Origin of the sequence: Mesorhizobium sp. M0208, from assembly GCF_040322015.1 — a bacterium.
Lineage (GTDB): Bacteria > Pseudomonadota > Alphaproteobacteria > Rhizobiales > Rhizobiaceae > Mesorhizobium.
Map to the genome: position 1 here is coordinate 37171 of NZ_JAMYSP010000005.1, position 21396 is coordinate 58566.

Genomic DNA, 21396 nt, shown 5'->3' on the forward strand with positions numbered 1-21396 from the left:
GCGGCTGCAAGCCGGAGCCCAATAGCCATCGCGGGTCCGGCCCGCAATCTCACGCAGTGGCGATCCACCAGCGTTCGGCCATCTTCAATCCATCATTCTCCCAGTTCGGCGCCACTTCGCCATGTGCGAGCTTGTTGGATTTGGCGCTGACGAAATTATTGAAGACCAGCACGATGCTGCCGCCATCATCATGGGTCAGTTGCTGCATCTCGGCATACATTGCCGCCCGCTTGGCCTCGTCCGTTTCGGCGCGCGCCTGGACAAGCAACTCGTTGAAGCGGGGATTCTTCCAGAACGACTCGTTCCAGCTGGAGTCTGCGGCAAAGGCTTGCGTGAACATCCAGTCGGCTGTCGCGCGACCGCTCCAATACGAAGCGCACCAAGGTTTCTTGAGCCAGACGTTGTCCCAGTAGGCGTCCTCGGCCTCACGTACGACGTTTACGTCGATGCCGCACTGGGCTGCCGTCTCGCGGATGAGCGCAGCCGCATCCACCGCGCCTGCAAAAGCGGCATCGGCGACCGAGAGGTCCACCTTCAGTTTTTCCATTCCTGCCTTTTTCAGGTAATGCTTGGCTTTTTCCGGATCGAAACTGTGCTGCGGCTGCGGATTGGTGGCGAATTTGATCGCCGGCGCGATCGGGTTGTCGTTGGCCACGGTGGCGTGACCGAGAAAGATTTTGTCGACGATCTCCTGACGGTTGATCGCCCATTTCAAAGCCATTCGGACGTCCGGATTGTCGAACGGCGCCATCGTGACATTCATCGGTAAGGTATAGTGGCCATAGCCGGTGACCTCGACGATCTCCACCTTGGGGTTGCGTTTCAGCATGCCGAGTGTCTTGAGGTCGGCGCGGCCAATATAGTCCACCTCCCCTGTCGATAGCGCGGCCATGCGGGCGGCGAGATCGGTGATGGCGATGAACTCCACCTCATCGAGGTAGGGTTTGCCGTTCTTGAAATAGTTCGGATTGCGCTTGAGTTTGGCCGAAACGCCGGGCTGGAAATTCTCGAGCACGAAAGCTCCGGTGCGAACGCCCGATCCCCAATCCGCCTTGCCGTCCTTGGCCGACATGATGACCAGATGGTAGTCACTCATGATGTAGGGGAAATCGGCGTTGCCGCTCTTCAACGTGAAGACAACCGTCTCCGGGCCATCCGCCTTGATGCTCGCCACGGGCTCAAGCAGCGGCTTCGCCGCCGATTTGGTTTCGTCGCCCATATGATAGCGCAGCGAAGCCACGACGTCGTCCGCCGTGACATTCTTGCCATTGTGGAAGGTTGCGCCCTTGCGTAGCTTGAAGACCCAGGTTTTGGCCCCGTCCGACGATTCAAAGCTCTCGGCAAGGTCCGGTTGGACGTTGCCTTTCGCGTCGACCTCGGTGAGGCTGTTGGACATCGAGCCCGAGAACGCGGTCTGTGTGAACGTATCCAGGTAGCCGGCTGGATCGATCGAATCTGTCGTTGCGCCATGTGCCATGCCCAGCTTGGCGAAGCCGCCCTGAAGCGGTTCGGCCCGCGCCGTGCTGACGAAGAGCTTGTCCGCAGCGGTGAGCGTCAGCCCAGCGGCCAGCCCAAGATGAATGAAGTCGCGACGGGAAATCTTGCCGCGACCAATCAGGCTTTGAGCGATACCAAGCTTGTATTCAGATTCTGACATTTGACTCTCCCATTGCGGATTTTCCGCGTTATTGTTCGTCACGCACCCTGTGTAGAAATCTGCTTGTTAGCTGCGATCACCCTTTCTTCTGACTGCTCAAATCCGCACCTCAATCAGGCCGTCACATAGATGCTGCCCGCCTCGACAGTGACTGGAAATGTGCGCGCGCGAACGGACGGATCGACCAGGGCCGCGCCTGATTTGATGTCGAATTCCCAGCCATGCCAGGCGCAGCGCACGATCTCGTTTTCGCGGTGATAGATGAATTGCGCCTCTTCGACCGGTGCAGTTGTTCCGCATTGCGGCCCCTCGCAAAGCGGAGCTCCACGGTGCGGACAAACATTCAGCAGCGCGTGGAATGAATCTCCGATGCGAAAAACGCCGACCGAAAGGCTGCGGATCTTGGCGATGAAGGGAGATCCAGTTTCGATCTCGTCGACTCTGCAGATGTATGTCTTCTCGGGCATCGTGTGCTTCCTCAGGCGGCATTCGCCGCTTGCGCGCGGGGGATGCGCTTGTAGACCTCCAGCGCGTTCAGCCCCATGATCTTGCTCTTCCAGGCAGGAGGGATTTGCAGCGTGTTGGCATCGTCGTAGTCCCAATGCGGATAGTCAGAGGCAAACATCAGCGTGTTTTCCCCGTCCATCGCCTCGAGAGTGGACCAGAGATGCTGAATATTTGCGGGCTGCTCCAGCGGCTGCGTGGAAAAGCGGATGTTGCGCCGGCAATATTCGGAAGGCAGCATCTTCAGCCATGGCGTCTCTTTGCGTAGGGCTTTGTAATCGGCGTCCAGGCGCCACAGCACCGACGGCACCCAGGCGACGCCGCATTCGATGACCACGAAGTAGAGGTCCGGCCATTTTTCGAAGACGCCATGCGCAATCATGCTTGCGACATGCGAAATCGCCGACATGTGCAGGATGGCATGGGTCTCCCAGAAGAATGTCGTCGGGGCCGGAGCAATCGCAGTCGAATTCACGCCGCCATGGCCGCCCAGATGTATGGCAAAGGGCAGCCCCACCTCGGCGCATGCTTCGTAGATCGGATGGTAAAACGGATCGCCATAGGGCTTGACGGAGCCTTGCGAGGCAAGAACCTGAACCATGCGCGGATGATTGCTCAGGCGGCGTATCTCGGCGGCCGCGAGCTTCGGATCCTGTGGCGCGATGATGATCGAGCCCATGAAGCGATCGTCCTTCGGCAGCCATTGGTCGATCTGGTAGTCATTATAGGCGCTGACGAGGGCGCTGGCATAATAGGGATTGGCGAGAGTGGAAGCCTCGATCGGCTCATCGCCGGTCAGGATCGCCACATCGACCTTATACTTGTCGAGGTGCTTCTCCTTCATGATGAGATAGTTGTCGGCTTCCGTTTTCGGACGGACGTCCTTGCGGGAGAAGTCCTGCGGATGAAACCAGGGACGATGGCCATGCGGAAAGGCGCCAACGGGACCTGTCTTCTCACCTTCAACGAACATGTCCTTCCATAGGCCTGAAAGGTAAGGCTCCAATACGGTCGCGCTTGACCAGTAATTGTGACAATCGCAGTCGACTATGAACACGTTGCTCAGCTCCGTAGCTTCAGCCTGGTCGATCTGCCGGCCGATTTCATCGAGTGCAGCTTCGGCCTTGAGTATTGTTTGATCAAGCTTATGATCCTGCGCAATATGATCGACTTTTTCGATCGGAGGTCGCGTGCAGCTAGATCACATCGAAACCTTTCTCGACATCATCGAGTCGCGAAACTTCAACCGCACCGCCGATCGGTTGGGATTGACCCAGTCGACGATCAGCACCCGCATCAAGAATCTGGAGAGTGCGATCGGGTCGGAGCTCTTTCAGCGCGGGCGCGCCGGTGCTGAGCCGACAGCCGCAGGGCGGCGGTTCGAAGCCTATGCCAGATCCCTGCTGTCGACCTGGTCGCAAGCTCGACACGATGTGCGAGCGTTCAACCGTTTCGAGGGCACGCTACGCATCGCCGCACAGGTGGGCATGACCCGCTCGGTCCTGCCGGGATGGGTAGAGACACTGTGCCAAGCGCTTCCCAAATCCTCGATCCATGTCGAGTCGGATTATTCGAACCAGATGGTCAGCGACCTAAGCATGGGAAATCTGGATATCGCCGTGCTTTATGCGCCTCGCTACCTGCCTGAGATCGCCTACGAACATCTGATGGTCGAGGAATATGTGATGGTTTCGACGGCTGCCAGAACGCTGTCCGACGTCGATCCTGAAACCTACATTCGCCCGGGCTACACCGCCGTGCTAGAAAAGACGCACGCAGAACTGCTTGCCCAGCTGGCGATCTGCCGGCTTTCGACGGGATCGGAAACTCTCGCGGAGATCATGCTGCGGCGAACGGGCGGCACCTGCTACATGCGCAGCGATGATGCGCGCAGGTTCACAGCTGAACTTCCATCGTTCCTCGTCGAGGAAGCGCCGACGCTGCACCAGCCAGTCCATACCGCGATACTTGCGCGCCGCAAACACGAACCCATTATTCGCAAAGGCATCCGAGCTCTCCAGGTGGCTGTCATGTCACTGGAAGTTTAATCGAAATTGCCGATCATAAAGGTAGGATTGCGCGGCTGTTCAGCGGGTTTTGAAATGGCATCTTGGCTCGACTTCAAACCCGAGTTGAATGATGAACGCACACGCCGCCTTTGGGCCTTCCGGCTTCGTCCCGACGAAGCGTCATCGGCAGTGGGCACAGAGCACGCCGCAACTTGTGCTCTGCCGGCGCGTGATCGACGAAACGCACGATGTGAAAACATTCGTTCTCACAGCCGTTTCAGATCGGATGTTCTGCTTCGGCGCTGGCCAGTATGTTCTGGTGCACCTTACGATCGACGGTGCCGCAGTGACGCGCTCCTACTCTGTTTCGTCACCGCCGACGCGACCGCTCGACCTGCAGATTACCGTGAAACGAACGCCGGGCGGGCTCGTTTCGAATTGGCTGCATGACAATTTGAAGCCCGGCGATGGGATCGAGATCGAAGGGCCGCTCGGCTCGTTCAATCTCGACGATCTGCCGCACGGAAAGTCCCTTTTCCTTTCGGGTGGCAGCGGGATAACTCCCGTCATGTCGATGCTGCGGGCACTTACCGACCGCGCAGCCGACCAGGATATCCACTTCATTCACAGTGCGAGAACGCCGGACGACATCATTTTTCGGCTCGAACTGGACGCACTTGCCGCTCGCTTTCCCAATCTTCAAGTGACTTGCATTTGCAGTCAGGAAGACCCAGCCTGGACCGGTCCAACCGGACGCATTAACAGTCAGATGCTCCTGAACCTGGTTCGCGATCTCCACAGCCGCACCGTTTTTGCCTGTGGGCCGGAATCCTACATGAAGGCGGCACGCGGCTGCCTGGCCGCAATCGGCCTCGCCCCTTCACAGTATCATGAGGAGAGCTTCGGAGGCCGCAACAATTCGCGTTCGGTACTGGCTTCAGAGATTTCGTCTTCGGTCCGCTTCGCCCGCTCCGGCATTGCGCATCACTGCGCGCCTGGAGAGACCTTGCTCGAAGCGGCGCGCCAATGTGGCGTCTACGTCCCGACCGCCTGCCAGCAGGGAGTTTGCGGTACGTGCCGGATCGCCAAGCTGTCCGGCGAAGTCGTCATGGATGACGTAGGCGGGCTGACCTTGGAGGACAAATCGGCAGGCTACGTCCTGGCGTGCTGCAGCCGCCCACAAGGCGACGTTTTGCTTGATCTCTGATTGTACCGCATCGCGGGACGACATCGGGTCAGCCTTTGCATTCCACGACCAAGCCATACTAATGCGACCGCAAGTGATTAGCGTTTCGGAACCTGTTTTTCCGCCTACCACTTTCATCAGCGAGATCGTTTTGTACATGATCGCCAAGGGATGGGTGCCCAATTGGCTGCCTTTGCAACCAAGACAAAGGCAAGTGGTGGTCAGCCCAGCCGGATCCTTCGCAGCTACTCTGACCTTGCCCCTCTGATCTAATCCGGTTTGAAGTTCGTTCTGGCCCATCGAGAGGACCAGGACATGAAACGTAGCCGCTTCTCTGAAGAGCAGATCATCGGAATTTTGAAGGAACATGAGGCCGGGGTATCGGTTGCCGATCTGTGCCGCAAGCACGGGGTCAGCGACGCCTCGATTTACAACTGGAAGGCCCGCTTCGGCGGGATGGATGTCTCCGAGGCTCGGCGACTGAAGGCTCTGGAGGACGAGAACACGCGGCTGAAGCGGCTTCTGGCCGACGCCATGCTCGACAATGCCGCGTTGAAGGATCTTGTGGGAAAGAAATGGTGACGCCCGCGGCCAAGCGGAAAGCTGTCGCTCGCCTGAAGGAAGGCTTCGGGATGAGCGAACGGCGGGCGTGTAAAGCCATCGGCTGTTGCCGCATGACGGTTCGCTACGAGACCAGCAGGCCGGACGACCGCGAGCTTCGCGAGCGGATGAAGGCGATCGCGCAGGAGCGTCGCCGGTTCGGCTACCGGCGTCTTCTCGTGATGCTGAGGCGGGAGGGCCTGGTCGTGAACCACAAGAAGCTGTTCCGGCTCTATCGGGAGGAGAAGCTCGCCGTTCGTCGCCGTGGCGGCCGCAAGCGGGCGATCGGGACCAGGGCGCCGATGCTGGTGCCGCTGAGGCCCGACGAGCGCTGGTCGCTCGACTTCGTATCGGACCAGCTCACCGACGGGCGCCGCTTCCGCATCCTGGCCGTCGTCGACGACTGCACGAGAGAGTGCCTGGCACTCATCGTTGATACGTCTCTCTCGGGCATGCGGGTTGCCCGAGAATTGGACCAGCTCATCACCGAGCGCGGCCGGCCGAGAATGATCGTCAGCGACAATGGCAGCGAGTTCACCTCGAACGCCATCCTCTCCTGGGCGGATCAGAACCGCGTCGAATGGCATTACATTGCGCCCGGCAAGCCGATGCAGAATGGCTTCATCGAGAGCTTCAACGGCCGACTGCGCGATGAACTGCTCAACGAGACGCTGTTTACTTCGCTGGCTCAGGCACGCGTCGCCATCGCCCTGTGGCGCGCCGACTACAACACCGCGCGGCCGCATTCCCAAATCGCCTGGCAGACACCGGCCGAGTTCGCCACCACCTTCAATCCGCGACGGTCGCTCGCGCTGCGCTATGCCAAAGGCTCCGCGCCAGCGCCCGTCGCTTCACCCGCCCAGCAGGGCACAACCCACGCCGGAAACGAACTCAAAACTGGATAGAAACTGGGGGCAACGTCACCTCGTCAATGACACAGCCCCACGAGCTTGTGCAGCTGCCGCAGACGCGGCCGTTTTCCAATAAATCAAACCGTTGCCTACTGGCGCGGACCTCGCCGCGATTCCATTCGCAGCAGGTTACTGCAAGGACTGACGCTTGCGTGGTCGGGGCTCGGATTGGCGGCCTTTGGATTCAATTGTGCCGCTACAAATTCTCCCACAAAACCTGCACCGGCTCTGCCATATCAACTGCCCGCTCCAAAGTTAGTGTGATGGAGTTTGCAATCATTGAAATCTGGGCATTCAGCTACGCAAACAACGAACCACGTCGACAGCCTCTATCAGCGCATGCTTGAAACCTATTGACGGCCAGGGATGGTATCACTGCACCAAGCCTCGTTACGCTGCGGCGAACCCGGTCAAGCAGCGACATCGCCCGGCAAAGGAAATTCTAGCAGCCTTCGTCTATACTCCTCGATCCCAAGCTTGAACCAGGAATCAGCGGCGAATCGCTCTGACTCCAGCCGACCGAGAGCACAACGATCGCTGCCGTCGTGAAGCCACACCGATGGGACGCCTGCTTCGAAATGACCGATCACTGTCCAGGCCGACCCGATTCCCCTTAGGGTCTGTTCAAGAGCAGTTAGCGCCCTCGGAGGTACAGCAGCGAGTACAGTCCAATCACCCCATCCCATCCAGAAACGTTCCTCTCGGATATGCGGTATAGCGGATTCTCTCCTCATCGGTTCAAGTCGTACTTGAAGTGTCATGCCATTCACTTGAGCAAGTTCAACTAGGCTCGGCGCTAGGCCATCGCTAGTGTCCGTAGCGCAGCGTATAAGTCCCTGCTCATGCAGAAGGTACATGTGGTTTGACTGCGACACAGGCGCAAAAACAGGGCTGTGCTCAGGAACTAGCTTCCGTCCCATGCGCATAGCTTCGACATCAGCCCAGAACCGCCCGCCGTGTCCCACCACCACTAAAAGGTCGCCTTGTTGAGCCCCACGTCTTGTCAGAGGAGGCGTTTCGGAGACCCCCATAGCAGTGCCGACGGCGCTAATTGTGTCAGCTTCCCTTAGATTTCCGCCAGCGTAGCGGAGACCATTTGCCCCGCATGATTTGGATATTCCTAGCAGAAGTCGTTCAAAGTCTTCGATTGCCAGCTCAGTAGGCAAATCAAGGGCTGCGAGGAAGGAGCTTGGACGTGCGCCAGCAGCGGCTACGTCAGAGGCATTTATCGTTACTAGCAACCAACCCATCCAGAAGAGATCGCCATTCCCGCCTATCACCTGAGCAGCGGGCCTAGGTACTGGATCGGTAGTTATTACTACGTAAGGCTGCGAGACGGCAATGGACGCACAATCATCTCCAACGGAAGATACATACTTTGGGATAATCTCTCTGAGTATTCGACGTTCACCCAGATCTCCCATTTTCAGTTTCATCAATTTTTTCCGAGGATGAAAACCGTCTCACGCACGACACTTGGCATTTGCCGTCGACCTACTGGGATTTGCCGGATCATCTCCTTTTCGACGGAGAAGCCAATCCAAAGCAGCGCATCTTTAAACGTTTCTTGAGCGTCAGCGCGGGATGGTGACTGCCCGAAGACAACTGTTGCTATCCCTCCTGGACGCATCACTCTGTGAACCTCTACAAAAACAGCGGTCAGTTCGGCTATATATTCGTCAAGTGCACGATTCCGATGCCGTTTACTCCGCGCTCCAATCTCCGTTTTTCGCACAGATTCAATATCTTCTCCGAACCATTCCATTGAAAGCCGCTGTGCCTTAACGTAGTCTGCAACCCCAAAATAAGGTGGTGACGTTACCACACAGTCAACTGTGTCGTGGTCGAAGCGCCTCAATGCTTGGGCAGCATCCTCCTTGATAATCCGGGCAGCAGGAAATGCCGAGGACCCGGTCTGTTCATCACGGTCCACATATGCAGCTGCCAGCCTGTGTAGAGAAGTGAGAAATAGTGCTTTAGCATCCGGCTCTCTGAATGATTTTGGCTGACTGTTGTCGCACACATATCCCCAATGACGATCCTCGCGACATGAAGGGAGTAATATTGCCGAAAAGCACGCCTTCGCGATCGTCTGTCCCGGGCCGTCCTCAGTCGTTAAGGTCATTGCCCAGAGTTTGCTCAAAGCCTCCCCGGTGGAAGGCATATACCACTTTGAGGATTGGACTGTAGATGGTTGAGCTACACCGAGCTCTCCCCAATCCCTCGCTATCCGAAGCCGCAACTTGTCTACGGCGATACGCACTTCCCGCGAAGTCAGCGTAAGCGTCTTCGCGGATGCGAACAGACAGGCAACAGGATTGACGTCAATGCCAACGGAATGCCTCCCCAAGCGCTGAGCTTCCACCAGCGTAGTGCCCGAACCCATAAACGGGTCAAGGACAACTGAATTTGTTTCGCTAAATCTCCCGACGCTTATCGATGGAATCTGCGACGGAAACCTACATGGGTGCCAGTGGAAAGAGGAGAATGCCGATTCACTAGATTGAGCCGGGAAATCCCAGTCAATCTCTCCCAAGCGGCGGAGTGCCGCTTCCCCTGTGAGCGAAAGAGAACGATCCCGCCGCACTAGCATGCCACTCGCGCCAACCATTCTATAAATTCAGCCCCCAATTTCTTTGGCACGAGGGTGCGTCCTGATCCGCCTCCAAAGCCGTAGAAGATCAAGCTATCGGATCGACTACCGAAGGACCATCCATTTCCTGTCGACGGATCAATAGCGTCGATGCGCTTTTCGAAGGTACCTCGATCTCTTAGGACATAGCTATAGGGTCTGGAAACGCGATTTTCGCCAAGGAACCGTTTTATCATCTGGTTTAATTGAATAATGCTCAGGTTGAATGCAGGATGTTCTGAAAAATCGAGTTGAGCGATCATTCGCAGCCGCGGGAGACGCCCGAAGAAATCTCGTTCCAATTTCGTTTTCGCGCTAGCGGAACTCGCCCTCAGAACCGAAATCAGTTCGGCGTCGGTGTAGAACCAATCCTCTAGCGCCAGCGTGTCATCACTTAAAGCGTCCGCGATGACCTCAGACAAGACGGCCTGACCTGACACCGTCAATTCATCGAAGACGATGACTTCATAGGCCATCCTGCGCAATTTCGCCCAATGAGCGAGATTCGAACTCTGCGATTCCGGAAGCAGCAAATTGGGGGACGCGTTGGCACCGAGTGACGCAGCGAGATCGAGGATGGGTTGAATGTCAAAGCGGTTTCCCAACATCCAGTTCATGCGCGTCACGTTGTCTAAATTGTCAAAATCAATCGAACCGAAAATCAACTTTGCCCCGGTGTGCCGTCGCTCCAGTATGGCGAGAACGATATCAAAATCGATATCGGCCTTCTCACATAACTTTGCGAACTCTAGTCGTCTGGCGGAAAAAAATTGGTGGGTTCTGGCGTCACTATGATGCCTCATTTGCAATATGTCCGGGACCACCCTTTCGTGATCCCACTCGTATCTGTCATGAAGCTGATACTCGAACAAATGTGCGAACGCAGGCGTACCAGCGTCGTGAACGATTATGCTCGCTAAAAGTGCGCGATATTCATCCTGACCGAAGTTGGTGAGCGGATTCTGAAGAGCCAGTCGCACTGTCCCAAGGGTGTGCGAATACCGGCGTACGTCAGCCAACGTCGAGAGGGAAGGAGAGTTGATGTTGATTAGCCGTATCTCCGCAAGCCTCCGAAACTCTGGGGTTGAGAGCAAACCCTCCAGAAATGAAGGGAGTTCAAATCTCCCGTAAAGTGCGTCATGAATTATCATTCGCCAAATAGCTTTTGCTTCACCAGTGCGAACCCCAACCTAGGAATGCCTGGTAGTAAATAAAGGATTATCGCTGTGCCTACCTGCAGAACAGTGTCGTACTTTGCTGACAATTCGATCATCGATTTTGCTTTATCTCCAATAAAAATCCCGGAAAACCTTGGAATAATTGTAGGGTCTGCAACAGTCAAAACGGCTGAAACCAATATCAGTAGAGGTAGTATGAAATTGATGACAATGCTCTTCTTTGACCATCGATAAATTGGAGCAGCTATCCGGTGAATTAGGCTTGAGAAACGCTCCGCCTCCGCCATCTGCTCGTAGCTCAAGGCATATGCTGCTTGATCAACCGTTGATGCAAAACGAGCGCCAGGAAGCCGATAGAGATTTCCGTTCATCAACTCGGTCAACCGGGTAACCGCGTTTGCTCGAAGCGCACCAAGTCGGATGCTTTCAAAGAAATTCGAACCCCGACCCAAACTATTGAGGAGATAAGAGGTCGGCAGAAAAGCTGGAAAGCAGAGGTAGTCACGAGCAGCCGCTGGCCCGCCTGCACCAGATTCTTCATAATCAAAAAAACAGATCCTCTCTTCTTTATTGACGTTTGTGCTTTCGACGATCGCGATAGCTTGTCGGCGGAGTTCAGGAGATATTTTTTCACCACCAATGGCGTACACAGCCGCGGCAATCGCTATCGGAGAAAGCAACTCAGCTTTATTGTCCCTAACTAACCGACTCACCAGATATTCGGCGCCCTTCCGAGCAGCGGAGTGATTTCGGTTCATTCGCGCAAATGCCAACGTCACCCAAGCCGTTGAATCAGGCCTACCGCCTGCAGGCGCGTTAGCATGAGGAAGGGCGTCGCCCCACGACCCATCACCGTTTTGGCGATTCAAAAGTTCGGCAACAATCTCATCACGCAGTGCCACCAACTCGGTGTCGGTAGATTTGGCGAGTGTCATAACGACGAAGGCCAGTCGAACATTCTGTGGGAAAAGCTTTCCATGCGGCTTCTGATCCCAGAAGTGCCGTAGCTGTGCCCTTATGCGCGCCTCTACGTCCGTGGCGGGAAAAGCAATCTGGTTTGCCAGCACACCGGAGCATGTCCCATAGGGCCCAATCTGAAACACAGGAGAGTTGCTATCGACGAACTTGCCCCAACCCGCATACGAATAGTTAGTAGGTTCCGTCCGAAGCGAGTCCTGAAGGCTCGTCGCTGATCGCTTGACAGCGCCCAGCAGGTCATCAATATCAGTCATGATGGCTCTCCAAGCCAGCCCTAAGACTATCGGCCATTGCTTCCGCTTCTCCTTGCTGAGGGTGTCTCCGCCAATCAGCCAGGTACGGTGTCCCGCATTTCAACGCGACGAGGGTTCTGGTCAGCTGCCGTGGGGCGTTGAGTTGTTCTGTGAGGACGCTATAGATTCCGGGCCGCCCCGATATTAAGAGATAATTGGATGCATATCTTGCAAACTCAAGAGCTGCTCCAAGCGTCCCAAATGAGCTTTCGTTTGTATAGAAGCTTCGCACATCATCGATCATTGCGTAAGATGTACCGAACAGCAGGGCATGGGCGTGGAAACAGTGCGTGTCGTGCTGATCGCCATTGTCACGACATACCGGAACTCGTCCGTGCTCGGTCAGCAAGAGAGTGCCTCGCATAAGCTCTAGACGGGCTCTCAACGAGTTAATGCTGAGCTCAGCCTCTGGATTTTCTAACACAAAGTCCGCGAAAGATTTAGAATGTCCTCGCGCAACAATCATCGCATAGGTATTGGTAATCGGTCCTAGACCAACCATGGAGAAAACTGGACCATGGTTCTCAACGAGCAATTTAGGATCAGGATTGCATAGGAAACAGTCGGGATCACGCATGTGCGAATCAGCAGCCCATTGGAGATAGGCGATTCCAACTCCCGGCTGGCAGCTGTAAAGGGGGTTTAGTCGAAATAGCCACCTCTGGCCGCTAGAAGGCAATCTAAAATCGAACAGTCTCATATATTTTGGGCATCAACCCGTCACAATCGGCGGTGAACGTGCGTTTTTAGACGCAAGCTTTCTTAGGCATGGGACGCTATCACGTCCCCCGCGTTTGCCTCCTAGCACCGCAGCGCCGCGAGACCGCCTCGAGAACTTGTCATTGGAAAGTAATTTTGCAATTGCAAATTTCTTCCCTCCCCATTGATCGTCGCCAGCCCCAACTTATGGTCGTCGTTCGAGTTGATGCGTCACAGTCTTCCGAGCGAGATTCATTCTCTAAGTTCATGAAGCTGAAAGGGGGATTACGAGATTTCGGTGAGCCCTTCGATGCCAGGTGGGACACAAAATTTGAAGGTGCTCTGGCAGAGTGACCCGCTTGCCAACGGCGAGCGGGGCGGGGTGATGGGCGTCAAACATTGCCCTGTCGCTATGGAAGAACCCGCATGCTTCGCATTTGATCTCGCCATTGGTCACAGCATTAAGCCGCTCGCCTCTGCCGCTATCCGATGATCGCGCTCGATACTTAGTTGAAGCTTCCAAATCCGTTCACCCTCCTCCCGGCCAAGGGACCCAGGAAGGCAGCGGCAACTTGCTATGGACCAAAGCCGGTTTACCGCTGTCAAAGAAATTCCCCGGGTAGCGGGAGGGAAGCGAGCTCAACCGGCCAATTCTGCAGGGCATTCCACAGGAAGTTGGGTGCTGGCTGAGGACGCACTATGCCGTCCTAGTCCAATCGCGGTCTTCGTCCATCCTGAATCTTTCATATTGCGGAATGGGAATTGCGAATGAAACGAGCGCGCAAAATAACCGTGTATTTCGCGGAGCCAGTGATTTATCGCAATTGAACGGTGAGCGGAACTCTCTAAGAATACACGACCCGGGGAAATCGACGCATGACATGAGACGCTCAAGAATATCAAATGCTCAAGGCCGCACCACCCGAGGCGGCAAGCCGTCTACTTATATCCCCGTTGAGATCAGCTTATGAAAATTGACAGCGTATATCAGCGTCGTTCCACCATGTCGAAAATGATCGCGTCCGGAACGGTAGACGTGTCCGTTCTTAGGGAATTGATCAAAGACGGCATGGCTTCATCTGAAGAGGCCATTCTCTGGGATTTCAAGAGGGAACTTCCACGCAATTCACAAACGAAGCAATCTGCTTCGGAAAAAGAATTGTCAGGTGCGAGATTCTCTGAAATCGTTAAGGATTGCGTTTCTTTTTACAATTCCTACGGCGGCTATCTTGTTGTTGGGATCGACGATGCTAGCGGCGCGCTCACCGGCTTTGATTCAGGCTTTGACGCGCCAGACCTTAATAAGCGGATTTCTGGAGCGACTGGCGTCAGCTTAGAAACTATATATCGCACAGTATCCTATCCTGCCGCGAACGGTGCTGTCGACATAGGGTTGCTTTTCATTCCGAAGCGTTCTGCCGGCAAGAATCCAGCCCAGTTCAAGAAGTCCGCGCCTGCAAGTCAGTACGGACGCAAGGCGTTCAGCCAAAGTGATTTCTATCTCCGTGATAGAGACACCTGTCGCCCGGCTGCGACTCCAGAGGATTTTGAATTTTTGTATGGAGACCGCCAGGTCTCAGAGGTCGGAAGCCTTGTACCTTTTTTGGACAACAACCTTCCTGCGAGGGACCCAGACCTCGGGGAACTTCGAGGGCGAGATGCAGAGATAACAAGCTTGTGGCGGTGGCTTTCAGATCAGTTCAGCCCAGTGCATATTCTTTGTGGTCTGGGTGGGTTGGGGAAAACGTCTATAGCTTACACATTTGCAGAACGTGTCATTTTCAACTCGCTGCCAGAATTTGATAGGGTAATTTGGCTTGGTGCAAAGGCAGAAACGTATTCTGGCTTAATGAACGAATATATTCCGCTTCAGAGAGTGGACTTCAACGATATTGACAAAATGTTGTATGAGCTCTTGGGACAGACAGGCTGCCCTCCCGAGCAGATCCCAGAGCTACCGTCACGTGATCAACTTCTGTCTCTTTGTATCAATCACTTAAGTGAATACCGTTACCTTCTTTTAGTCGACAATGTTGACACCTTGGCTGATGAGGAACAGCAGCTTGTATTTCACCTGCTGACTCAGATGTGTTCCATGTCTAAAACGAAGGCCATTGTCACCGCCCGCCGAAATCTTGGAGCATCACGGTCTGTTTATACCCAAATCGAAGGGCTTCACGGGGAGCATTTTAAGCTTTTCGTCGGTGACAAGTCGCGGCTAGTGCGCGTCAAAGAGCCGAGCCCAACGGAGTTACAGAATCTCGAAACTGCAAGTGGCGGCTCCCCGCTGTTCGCACTTTCTCTCCTTCGACTTGTCTCGTTAGGCGATACGTATCGAGACGCCATCAAGAATTGGAAAGGCAGTGATGGAGAGGCCGTGAGGGTCGCAGCTTTCAAGCAAGAGATATCCCGTCTTACCGCGCACCAAGGTAGGGTCTTGCTTGCACTCAGCTATCTCGATTCGGCTTCGTCCACAGAACTATCTGGCGTTCTCAAGCTTAATCGTTTCGAGGTTCAGACAGCTCTAGAAGGCCTGCAGGCCTTTTCCATGACAGAGATAGAAACTTCTTTGCCGGGCGGACCTGTGTTTAAGCTTCCGGTTGCCCTCCTTCTTGTCAGCTCGCTCCTAGAAGCAAGGGTAGCGGGTTGGGAGCAAATTAAGTCAGAATGCGATCGACTTTCTTCCTTACGTCAACATAAGAGGCCGTTTATTGCGCAGGCGATATCTCGAACGATAGGGTTATTACGTGGCGGGTCTGTTTCAGAAGCGAAGGCCACAGCCGAGCAGGCACTTAAATCGCTTCCCGACAGTCCGGACCTTCATTGTCTGTTTGGACGTTGCCTGTCCGAAGCGCGAGAGCCAGGAGCGGAGGATGCATTTCAACGCGCATTCGAACTTGGATGCGAAAAACGGGACCTTTTCGACGGCTGGCTGGCACTTCGTGAGCGTTCAAAAGACTGGCGCGGGATAGTCTCAATCTGCGACGTTGCCGAGGCTAAGCTGAAAAGCTGTCGGTACAGCTTGCTCAGAAACAAAGCCTTCTCACACATTGGCGACGAGTTTGCACGAGGGGGACGCTACAGAGAAGCAAGCGATAGCTATGCGCTTGGGCTTGACAACATTCGTGCTGCTTTGGCCACATATAACAATCAATCCGACAGATCGGAACTATGGAGATTGAACGGGACACTCGTTTCCCGCTGGCTAGGCGCAGTTGGAATGGACGCGGATGGACAAAGCGACGGCGATCGGCGGATGTTCGGAGTTCATCACAAAGCTATAATGACCTACAAATTTCGACCCGAACGGTCATATCTTTCAGCGTTGTCGGCTCTAGAGGCGTGGCTGACCAAGCTCCGGGCTCGAAAAGGAATCTCCGATACTACTCGCGAGCATTTGAAAACGAGTTATCAGAGGTTGGAGCAGCTTGAGTCTGACGTCCAACGGAATCCGAAGTTGGTAGACGAGTTCAAATCGTCTTTCGCTAAAACGTCAGCGCGGCTCAAAATCTTGTTTAGAACTCTCGCTCCTCAATAAAGGAGAGTTTGGACTTCGAGCATTCAAATACGCCATGTAGGTCGCGATAAGTGGGTATTATCGGAGGTTAGAGACCGTTGAGGCGCACCTAATGATAGACGCTATCGAGACAATCCGAGAAGCTCTCACCTGCGTTTCGACACTCGGTCATCAGCCAATCGTTTCGGTGTTTGAAAAGAGCGCTTTCAATCCAGAAATCTAATGTCTTGCCGTTTTTGACAAAGGATACCCGGATAAGACGATCACCGATTTTATCAACCTGAACAACATCTGTGACTTCGTCGGTGGCGACACAGCCTTGCATATTCTGCGCCGCCTGCCGTTCGTTAGCTGCCATGAGGCTCCTAAATTTATTTACGTCGTCCGGGTACTCACATAGCTACGCAAAGCCTGCGTTGAATTTGCGTTGAAATTTTTCGGTTTGTAGAGTGCCGACTTGTTTGGATCGAACCTCGATGGCTCTGAGGCCTGCTGACGTATCTTCGCTGCGTGAACGCGCTCGCCCTTTCCGTTGATCGAATTGCACCACGCTGGTGCTGCATTGCTAGCCGAACAGGCGATGGCCAATAGCACGGCCAAAACGTATTTCATGTGCGCCTCTGGAGGGTTATCGGTCGCGTCCCCACAGGTGGTGTAGCTCGGCGGTAGCGAAGCCGCTCGCGAGCGTGCCCTCCAACGGCGCTGTAGATGCTATGGGCGGCGGCGAGCGTGTGGCACCCTCGACGCTGTTGAGCAGCTACCTAAGGAGCGCCCCATGTCACCATCCTTTGATGCAAGCAAATCCCTTACCGCCCTTGATCAGGACAGCACGTTGGTCGCAGTGATTGAGATGAGCCAGACAAAGTGGCTCATTGCTGCGACGGTCCCTGGCTTTGAACGTAACCCTCTCAAGAAGCTCGATGCCGACCCGGATTCGGTGTTCAGGCTGTTGCGCCGCTGGCGCAGCGAAGCCATCCAAGCCGGGCGTGAAGTCCGGCGCATCGTTGTCGCCTATGAGGCTGGACGCGACGGCTTTTGGTTGGCGCGCTGGCTCCAGGCGCGCGCTGTCGAAGCTTATGTCATACATCCGTCGAGCGTCGCGGTTTCCCGTGAACATCGGCGTGCCAAGACCGATCGCCTCGATACCGAACTGCTGATGCGCGCCTTTCTTGGCTGGCTGCGGGGCGAGAAGCGCCACTGCAGCATGGCAGCCATCCCAACCATCAATGAGGAGGAGGCCCGCCGTCCGAACCGTGAACGAGACAATCTCGTCCGCGAACCTACACGGATCGTCAACCGCATCAAGGCAATCCTCGCTCGCTTCGGCATTCGCGCCTTCAAACCCAATCTGCGCAAAGCTGCCGAGAAACTGGAGGCTCTGCATACGGCGGAAGGTATGCCCCTACCGGAACGAAGCCGAGCCGAGTTGCGCCGTAATCTCGGACGGCTTCACCTGTTGCGTAAACAAATCCACGAGATAGAACAGGAGCGGTTGCGGCAGCTCTCGGTGGTTCCGGACACGGAGAAGGGTCCGCTCGCGATGGTTCGCCTTCTTGCGCGGATCATCGGTGTCGGTATCGAGACTGCGGACATGTGGTGAATGAGATTCTCTCACGCGGGCTGCGTGATCGGCGAGCCGTCGCCCGCTATGCCGGACTTACCGGGGCGCCGGATGAGAGCGGCCAACGCAGGCGCGAGAAAGGTCTTGCGCGGGCCGGCAACGCTCGCGTCCGCTACGGCATGATCCTATTGGCTTGGCGGTTCCTCCAATTCCAAAAGAACAGCGCGCTGGCGCACTGGTTTTGCGCGAGAACCGCCGATGGCCGTGGCGGTACGCGCAAGACAATGATCGTGGCTTTGGCGCGCAAGCTACTGATTGCCTTCTGGCGACTTGTCACGACCGGCGAGATCCCGACGGGAGTAGCCCTGCGTCCGGTATAAAGCATGGAGGAGCGTTCGACAGGACGAGCATTGAAGTTTGGCAGCTGCAATAGCGTCTGCCAATAACGATCCGAGGTGGTGGTGATCCCGGTCGCTCACATGGCTTACGACGCCGCGCTGTAGAATGGGCCCACCGCCCGGAGCTTCGCCGCCGATGCGTATGGCTAGATCTCTTGCGCGAGATGATTGGCTTTGCCGCCGAGCGGCTGATGGAGCTGGAGGTTGGCGCCGGCGCGCGCCCTGCCGGAACTAAGCCTGGCCGAGAATGATGGTGGAGCGGCAGCAATGAAATTGATGGCCAGGCCGAAGACAATCTGGTCGCCGCGATGGGTGTTCCAGGCGAAACCGTGCACTAGCGCGAAAAATCGACGGCGGTGGCTACGGTGGCGCCCAGGCCGAGCCGGGCCGAGCCTGTAACCGCGGCCGCGAGGCGCCGCAAAGGCGCCGGCCAGCATCTTGCCCTCGATCCCGGTGTCGAAGACGCCGGCCCGCTCCGAATAGCACCCAGCCAGGCAGGCGAGCAGCAACGGCCCGGAGAACACCAGTTGCTCGGCGGCGATGGTGCGGGTCGGGTCCTGCACCGCCATGACAAAGGCGTCCGCCGAAGCGAGCATCGCGAGCAATCGGACAGCAGGCACAGCATTCAAATCCTCGAAGGTGTCCGTCGACATTCGACAACAGACATATGGCGCGGCGCGAGAGCTGGGGCTGTACGACTGACGAAATCGGCTCTCAATCCGAGGCGATGCCGTTCTTGATCCGTGTGAGGTGGCTTTCGCCGTCCTCCGGGCCGAAGCAGCTTTCGAAATCATTGCATTCCCGGCAACTGGGCGCGCTGCACAGCGAAAAACCTTCGGCCTCGCAGAGCTTGCGGTAAAAGTATCTCTTCCATTTCATGTTTTGGGTGTTGCCGGCCGCCAGCGTGGGAAAATGCGAGGCGAGCAGGCGGCCGAGGTCGGTTCGATTAAAAAGGCCAAGGTCCTGCCAGAGATGGTCATTGCGCATGGCACGCCGGGCGATGATCTTGGCGAAGCGGGCGCTCGCCGGGTCGCCCGGCCGGGCATGCGCCAGCAGCAGTCCGCGCAGAAGTTCTTCCTCCAGATCCGGCTCGGGCTCGCTCACCTCTTCCAAGGCAAACGGGTTGATAGGAATAGCAGGGAAACAGCGGGCCAGGACATCGCGCAGCTCGGCGCGCGAAAGGCCGGTTGCCTCCGTTGCCGTCGCCTCGCCGGCCTCGATCTCCTCGAGCGCACGTGAAAGCACACAGGCAAGCACATGCTGGTCGAACCTCCTCTCCAGCTCGATTTGCGGCCATCGGCCGGTGCTGAGCCGGGCATAGTGTTGGGCAAATATGGTGCCGTTCTCCTGGGTTGTCCTATCAAGTAATGCAGCGACCCGGCCGGCCGCAACATGGGTCGGGGAGTTCTTCGGGTAGAGGCAGTCGCGGATCGCCTCGCGGTCGAGTAGTTCGGTAATTTTCGTCTGGTCCTCGGCTCTGTCGCAAATTCTATGATTGGAAGAGGGTTTCGCGAACCCCCGCCCTGCCGTTTGCGCCTCATGGGGACCTCGGCGCCGGAAATGCCCCCGCGGAGTTGGACGTGGACTGTGCTGGGACAGAGGTCGCGTGCTGTTCTTTCCAGTGCGGCCAAATGGTCGACCCCATTCAGGCCCGCCAGACTCTCGGTTGAATGAGGTCCGGTTCAAAGCGTCAGCGGGTGAGTTCCAGCGCACGTTCAGGACAGGATCGCGCGCCTCGCGATGCAGGCAGCTCCTCCCCTTCCGCAACTTCAATGTCACCAGGCAGGATGTAACCCTCGTCATCAAGCTTGAAGATGTCCGGCGCTTGCGCCGCGCATCGCGCGTGACCCTGGCATTTGGCATTTTGGACGATGATGCGCATGGCGCTGCCTCCATTGTCTGTGCCCCGGCTCGGGGCGTGCCTAGGACCAGTCCAGGATCAAATTTTCGATCCCGAACACATGGCCGCCAGAGGTTATGGGTGCCGTACCCTGCTTGATCCTGAAAGCCGGGATGCGCGCCAACCACTCCTCCAGGCCAATGACAATCTCCCGCCGCGCAAGGTGTGAGCCAAGGCAACGGTGGGGACCATAGCCAAACGCTGCGTGGCGGTTGTCCTCCCGCTCCAAATCGATTGTGTTGGGGCATTCGAATTCCGCCGGGTCACGATTGGCAATCATCGTGGCGCAGGAAACATAGTCTCCCTTCCGGATCGGCGCGCCTTCGAAGTCGATATCTTTCGTAGCCACACGGATCAACTGAATGGGCGGATAGGCCCGCAGCAATTCTTCGGTTGCGAGCGGGATGCGGTCCGGTTCGCTCCGCAGCAATTGCTGATCTTTGAGGTTGCGCGCGAGGTACGCCAAGTCAAAGCCTATAGCTGCTGCGACCGTGTCGAGCCCAGCGACGAAGACAAGCACGCCGATGCCGCGGACTTGGGTGTCCGTCAGCCGGCGGCCCTCGACCTGTGCCTGCACGATAAAGGTCATGAAATCGTCAACCGCCTCCTGGCGGCGCATGGCTGCAAGTTCGTCGATGAATGCCACGATCGTCCGGGCAGCCACAGGTCGTTCCTTATCGTCGCCGTGGAGCAGATCTTTCCCCCAGCCGACGAATGTATCGAGTCGGTCATCGGGCAACCCCAGAAAGCGAAGAAAGGTGCTCACCGCGAAAGGAAAGGCAAAATCCTTCATCACGTCGCAGCTTGTGCCCGACGCGGCGATCCTTTCGATCAGCTCGACCGCCCGTTCGCGGACAGCCGGTTCCAAAGCCAACACCCGCTTTGGCGAAAGCAGCGGATTGAGCAGTGAGCGAAAGACGCCATGGACCGGTGGATCGAGCTCAAGCGGGATCGTCGGCCAGTTTTCACCCAGTATGGAGGAGAAGATGCTGCGATGGCTGGAAAAAGTCTCTGCGTCCTGCAGCACCTTCCGCTGGTCCGCGGCACGGGTGATGACCCAGGTACCCCGGCCATCTTGCGTGTTGTAGCGGGAGTAAAAGATCGGAGGCCCGTCATGTAGGCAAGCGACAGCTGCGTGTGGATCCCCGTTGGGTGTTGGTGGCATCCCTGGCGATGTAAACAGGCTGAAGTCCCTCACCATTTCGGGCGGGACATGATCTGGAACGGGGTTGGTCGCCATTTTGTTTTCTCTACATTGGCGTTCATGGCTCGATTGAGATTGCACCGCTGTTCATAAAGTCGATTTCCAGCATGGGCACGTCTCTTGTCGGGCGCCTTCTAGATTCTGTCGCCTGATACAGCCCACCTGCACC

General features: G+C 56.3%; 16 protein-coding genes and 3 pseudogenes. 5 read left to right on the forward strand and 14 right to left on the reverse strand.

What is annotated here, in order from left to right; all coding sequences use genetic code 11:
- Window positions 1-49: 49 nt before the first annotated feature.
- The 3 genes from NKJ17_RS07155 to NKJ17_RS07165 form a co-directional block, all read right to left on the reverse strand.
- A complete protein-coding gene (locus NKJ17_RS07155) occupies window positions 50-1657 on the reverse strand; it encodes an ABC transporter substrate-binding protein (RefSeq protein WP_352687702.1) in 1608 nt (535 codons plus the stop codon).
- 113 nt (window positions 1658-1770) lie between these two features.
- A complete protein-coding gene (locus NKJ17_RS07160) occupies window positions 1771-2124 on the reverse strand; it encodes a Rieske (2Fe-2S) protein (protein WP_292653661.1) in 354 nt (117 codons plus the stop codon).
- A gap of 11 nt (window positions 2125-2135) precedes the next feature.
- Window positions 2136-3218, reverse strand: coding sequence for an amidohydrolase family protein (locus NKJ17_RS07165; RefSeq protein ID WP_352687704.1), 1083 nt, complete (start codon window positions 3216-3218; stop codon window positions 2136-2138).
- 133 nt (window positions 3219-3351) lie between these two features.
- Between NKJ17_RS07165 and NKJ17_RS07170 the strand changes: the two genes are divergently transcribed.
- The 3 genes from NKJ17_RS07170 (at window position 3352) to NKJ17_RS07180 (ending at window position 6861) form a co-directional block, all read left to right on the forward strand.
- Complete coding sequence (locus tag NKJ17_RS07170) at window positions 3352-4209, forward strand: LysR family transcriptional regulator (RefSeq protein WP_352687706.1); 858 nt, start codon at window positions 3352-3354, stop codon at window positions 4207-4209.
- A gap of 91 nt (window positions 4210-4300) precedes the next feature.
- On the forward strand, window positions 4301-5377 hold the full coding sequence (locus tag NKJ17_RS07175; protein WP_352687708.1) for an FAD-binding oxidoreductase: 1077 nt from the start codon (window positions 4301-4303) through the stop codon (window positions 5375-5377).
- A 294-nt stretch (window positions 5378-5671) separates the two neighbouring features.
- Window positions 5672-6861 (forward strand): IS3 family transposase gene (locus tag NKJ17_RS07180; protein ID WP_352687710.1). Its coding sequence is split into 2 segments (ribosomal slippage): window positions 5672-5921 and window positions 5921-6861, totalling 1191 coding nucleotides; the frame shifts between segments, so codons are not numbered across the junction.
- Between the two features lie 416 nt (window positions 6862-7277).
- Here NKJ17_RS07180 and NKJ17_RS07185 read toward each other — a convergent pair.
- The 6 genes and pseudogenes from NKJ17_RS07185 to NKJ17_RS07210 form a co-directional block, all read right to left on the reverse strand.
- Window positions 7278-8303 (reverse strand): thiamine-phosphate kinase, encoded by a 1026-nt coding sequence (locus NKJ17_RS07185; RefSeq protein ID WP_352687712.1) that lies wholly within the window; start codon window positions 8301-8303, stop codon window positions 7278-7280.
- Complete coding sequence (locus tag NKJ17_RS07190) at window positions 8303-9010, reverse strand: DNA methyltransferase (RefSeq protein WP_352687930.1); 708 nt, start codon at window positions 9008-9010, stop codon at window positions 8303-8305. The genes NKJ17_RS07185 and NKJ17_RS07190 overlap by 1 nt, the downstream gene beginning before the upstream one ends.
- A 174-nt stretch (window positions 9011-9184) precedes the next feature.
- A pseudogene (locus NKJ17_RS07195) lies at window positions 9185-9478 on the reverse strand (DNA methyltransferase); the annotation flags it as partial.
- Window positions 9454-10479: a hypothetical protein gene (locus NKJ17_RS07200; RefSeq protein ID WP_352687714.1), complete on the reverse strand. Its 1026-nt coding sequence runs from the start codon at window positions 10477-10479 to the stop codon at window positions 9454-9456. The pseudogene NKJ17_RS07195 and the gene NKJ17_RS07200, both read right to left, overlap by 25 nt.
- A gap of 167 nt (window positions 10480-10646) precedes the next feature.
- Entirely contained in the window at window positions 10647-11909 is a 1263-nt protein-coding gene (locus NKJ17_RS07205; protein ID WP_352687716.1) for a prenyltransferase/squalene oxidase repeat-containing protein, read from the reverse strand.
- Complete coding sequence (locus NKJ17_RS07210) at window positions 11902-12525, reverse strand: hypothetical protein (RefSeq protein ID WP_352687718.1); 624 nt, start codon at window positions 12523-12525, stop codon at window positions 11902-11904. Before NKJ17_RS07210 ends, NKJ17_RS07205 begins: the two co-directional genes overlap by 8 nt.
- Before the next feature lie 1089 nt (window positions 12526-13614).
- On the opposite strand from NKJ17_RS07210, the gene NKJ17_RS07215 reads away from it, so the two are divergent.
- Window positions 13615-16185 (forward strand): RNA-binding domain-containing protein, encoded by a 2571-nt coding sequence (locus tag NKJ17_RS07215; protein ID WP_352687720.1) that lies wholly within the window; start codon window positions 13615-13617, stop codon window positions 16183-16185.
- Between the two features lie 88 nt (window positions 16186-16273).
- On the opposite strand, the gene NKJ17_RS07220 is transcribed toward NKJ17_RS07215, so the two are convergent.
- On the reverse strand, window positions 16274-16522 hold the full coding sequence (locus NKJ17_RS07220; protein ID WP_352687722.1) for a hypothetical protein: 249 nt from the start codon (window positions 16520-16522) through the stop codon (window positions 16274-16276).
- A 417-nt stretch (window positions 16523-16939) separates the two neighbouring features.
- Between NKJ17_RS07220 and NKJ17_RS07225 the strand changes: the two are divergent.
- Window positions 16940-18105 (forward strand): annotated as a pseudogene (locus NKJ17_RS07225) (IS110 family RNA-guided transposase).
- Between the two features lie 252 nt (window positions 18106-18357).
- Here NKJ17_RS07225 and NKJ17_RS07235 read toward each other — a convergent pair.
- From NKJ17_RS07235 to NKJ17_RS07250, 4 genes and pseudogenes are all read right to left on the reverse strand, one after another.
- Window positions 18358-18692, reverse strand: a pseudogene (locus NKJ17_RS07235) (ABC transporter permease subunit); the annotation flags it as partial.
- A 145-nt stretch (window positions 18693-18837) separates the two neighbouring features.
- The gene (locus tag NKJ17_RS07240; RefSeq protein ID WP_352687921.1) at window positions 18838-19458 is read right to left on the reverse strand and encodes a nitrogen fixation protein NifQ; all 621 of its coding nucleotides are present in this window, start codon (window positions 19456-19458) and stop codon (window positions 18838-18840) included.
- A 355-nt stretch (window positions 19459-19813) separates the two neighbouring features.
- Window positions 19814-20005, reverse strand: a complete 192-nt coding sequence (locus NKJ17_RS07245; RefSeq protein WP_023802013.1) for a ferredoxin — start codon at window positions 20003-20005, stop codon at window positions 19814-19816.
- A 40-nt stretch (window positions 20006-20045) separates the two neighbouring features.
- Window positions 20046-21263: a cytochrome P450 gene (locus tag NKJ17_RS07250; RefSeq protein WP_352687727.1), complete on the reverse strand. Its 1218-nt coding sequence runs from the start codon at window positions 21261-21263 to the stop codon at window positions 20046-20048.
- Window positions 21264-21396: the final 133 nt, after the last annotated feature.

Coding starts and splice junctions, on each gene's coding strand:
- NKJ17_RS07185 (WP_352687712.1), bottom strand. CDS start 8,303: ATGAAACTGAAAATGGGAGATCTGGGTGAACGTCGAATACTCAGAGAG.
- NKJ17_RS07160 (WP_292653661.1), bottom strand. CDS start 2,124: ATGCCCGAGAAGACATACATCTGCAGAGTCGACGAGATCGAAACTGGA.
- NKJ17_RS07210 (WP_352687718.1), bottom strand. CDS start 12,525: ATGCGTGATCCCGACTGTTTCCTATGCAATCCTGATCCTAAATTGCTC.
- NKJ17_RS07215 (WP_352687720.1), top strand. CDS start 13,615: ATGAAAATTGACAGCGTATATCAGCGTCGTTCCACCATGTCGAAAATG.
- NKJ17_RS07245 (WP_023802013.1), bottom strand. CDS start 20,005: ATGCGCATCATCGTCCAAAATGCCAAATGCCAGGGTCACGCGCGATGC.
- NKJ17_RS07155 (WP_352687702.1), bottom strand. CDS start 1,657: ATGTCAGAATCTGAATACAAGCTTGGTATCGCTCAAAGCCTGATTGGT.
- NKJ17_RS07205 (WP_352687716.1), bottom strand. CDS start 11,909: ATGACTGATATTGATGACCTGCTGGGCGCTGTCAAGCGATCAGCGACG.
- NKJ17_RS07175 (WP_352687708.1), top strand. CDS start 4,301: ATGAACGCACACGCCGCCTTTGGGCCTTCCGGCTTCGTCCCGACGAAG.
- NKJ17_RS07250 (WP_352687727.1), bottom strand. CDS start 21,263: ATGGCGACCAACCCCGTTCCAGATCATGTCCCGCCCGAAATGGTGAGG.
- NKJ17_RS07220 (WP_352687722.1), bottom strand. CDS start 16,522: ATGGCAGCTAACGAACGGCAGGCGGCGCAGAATATGCAAGGCTGTGTC.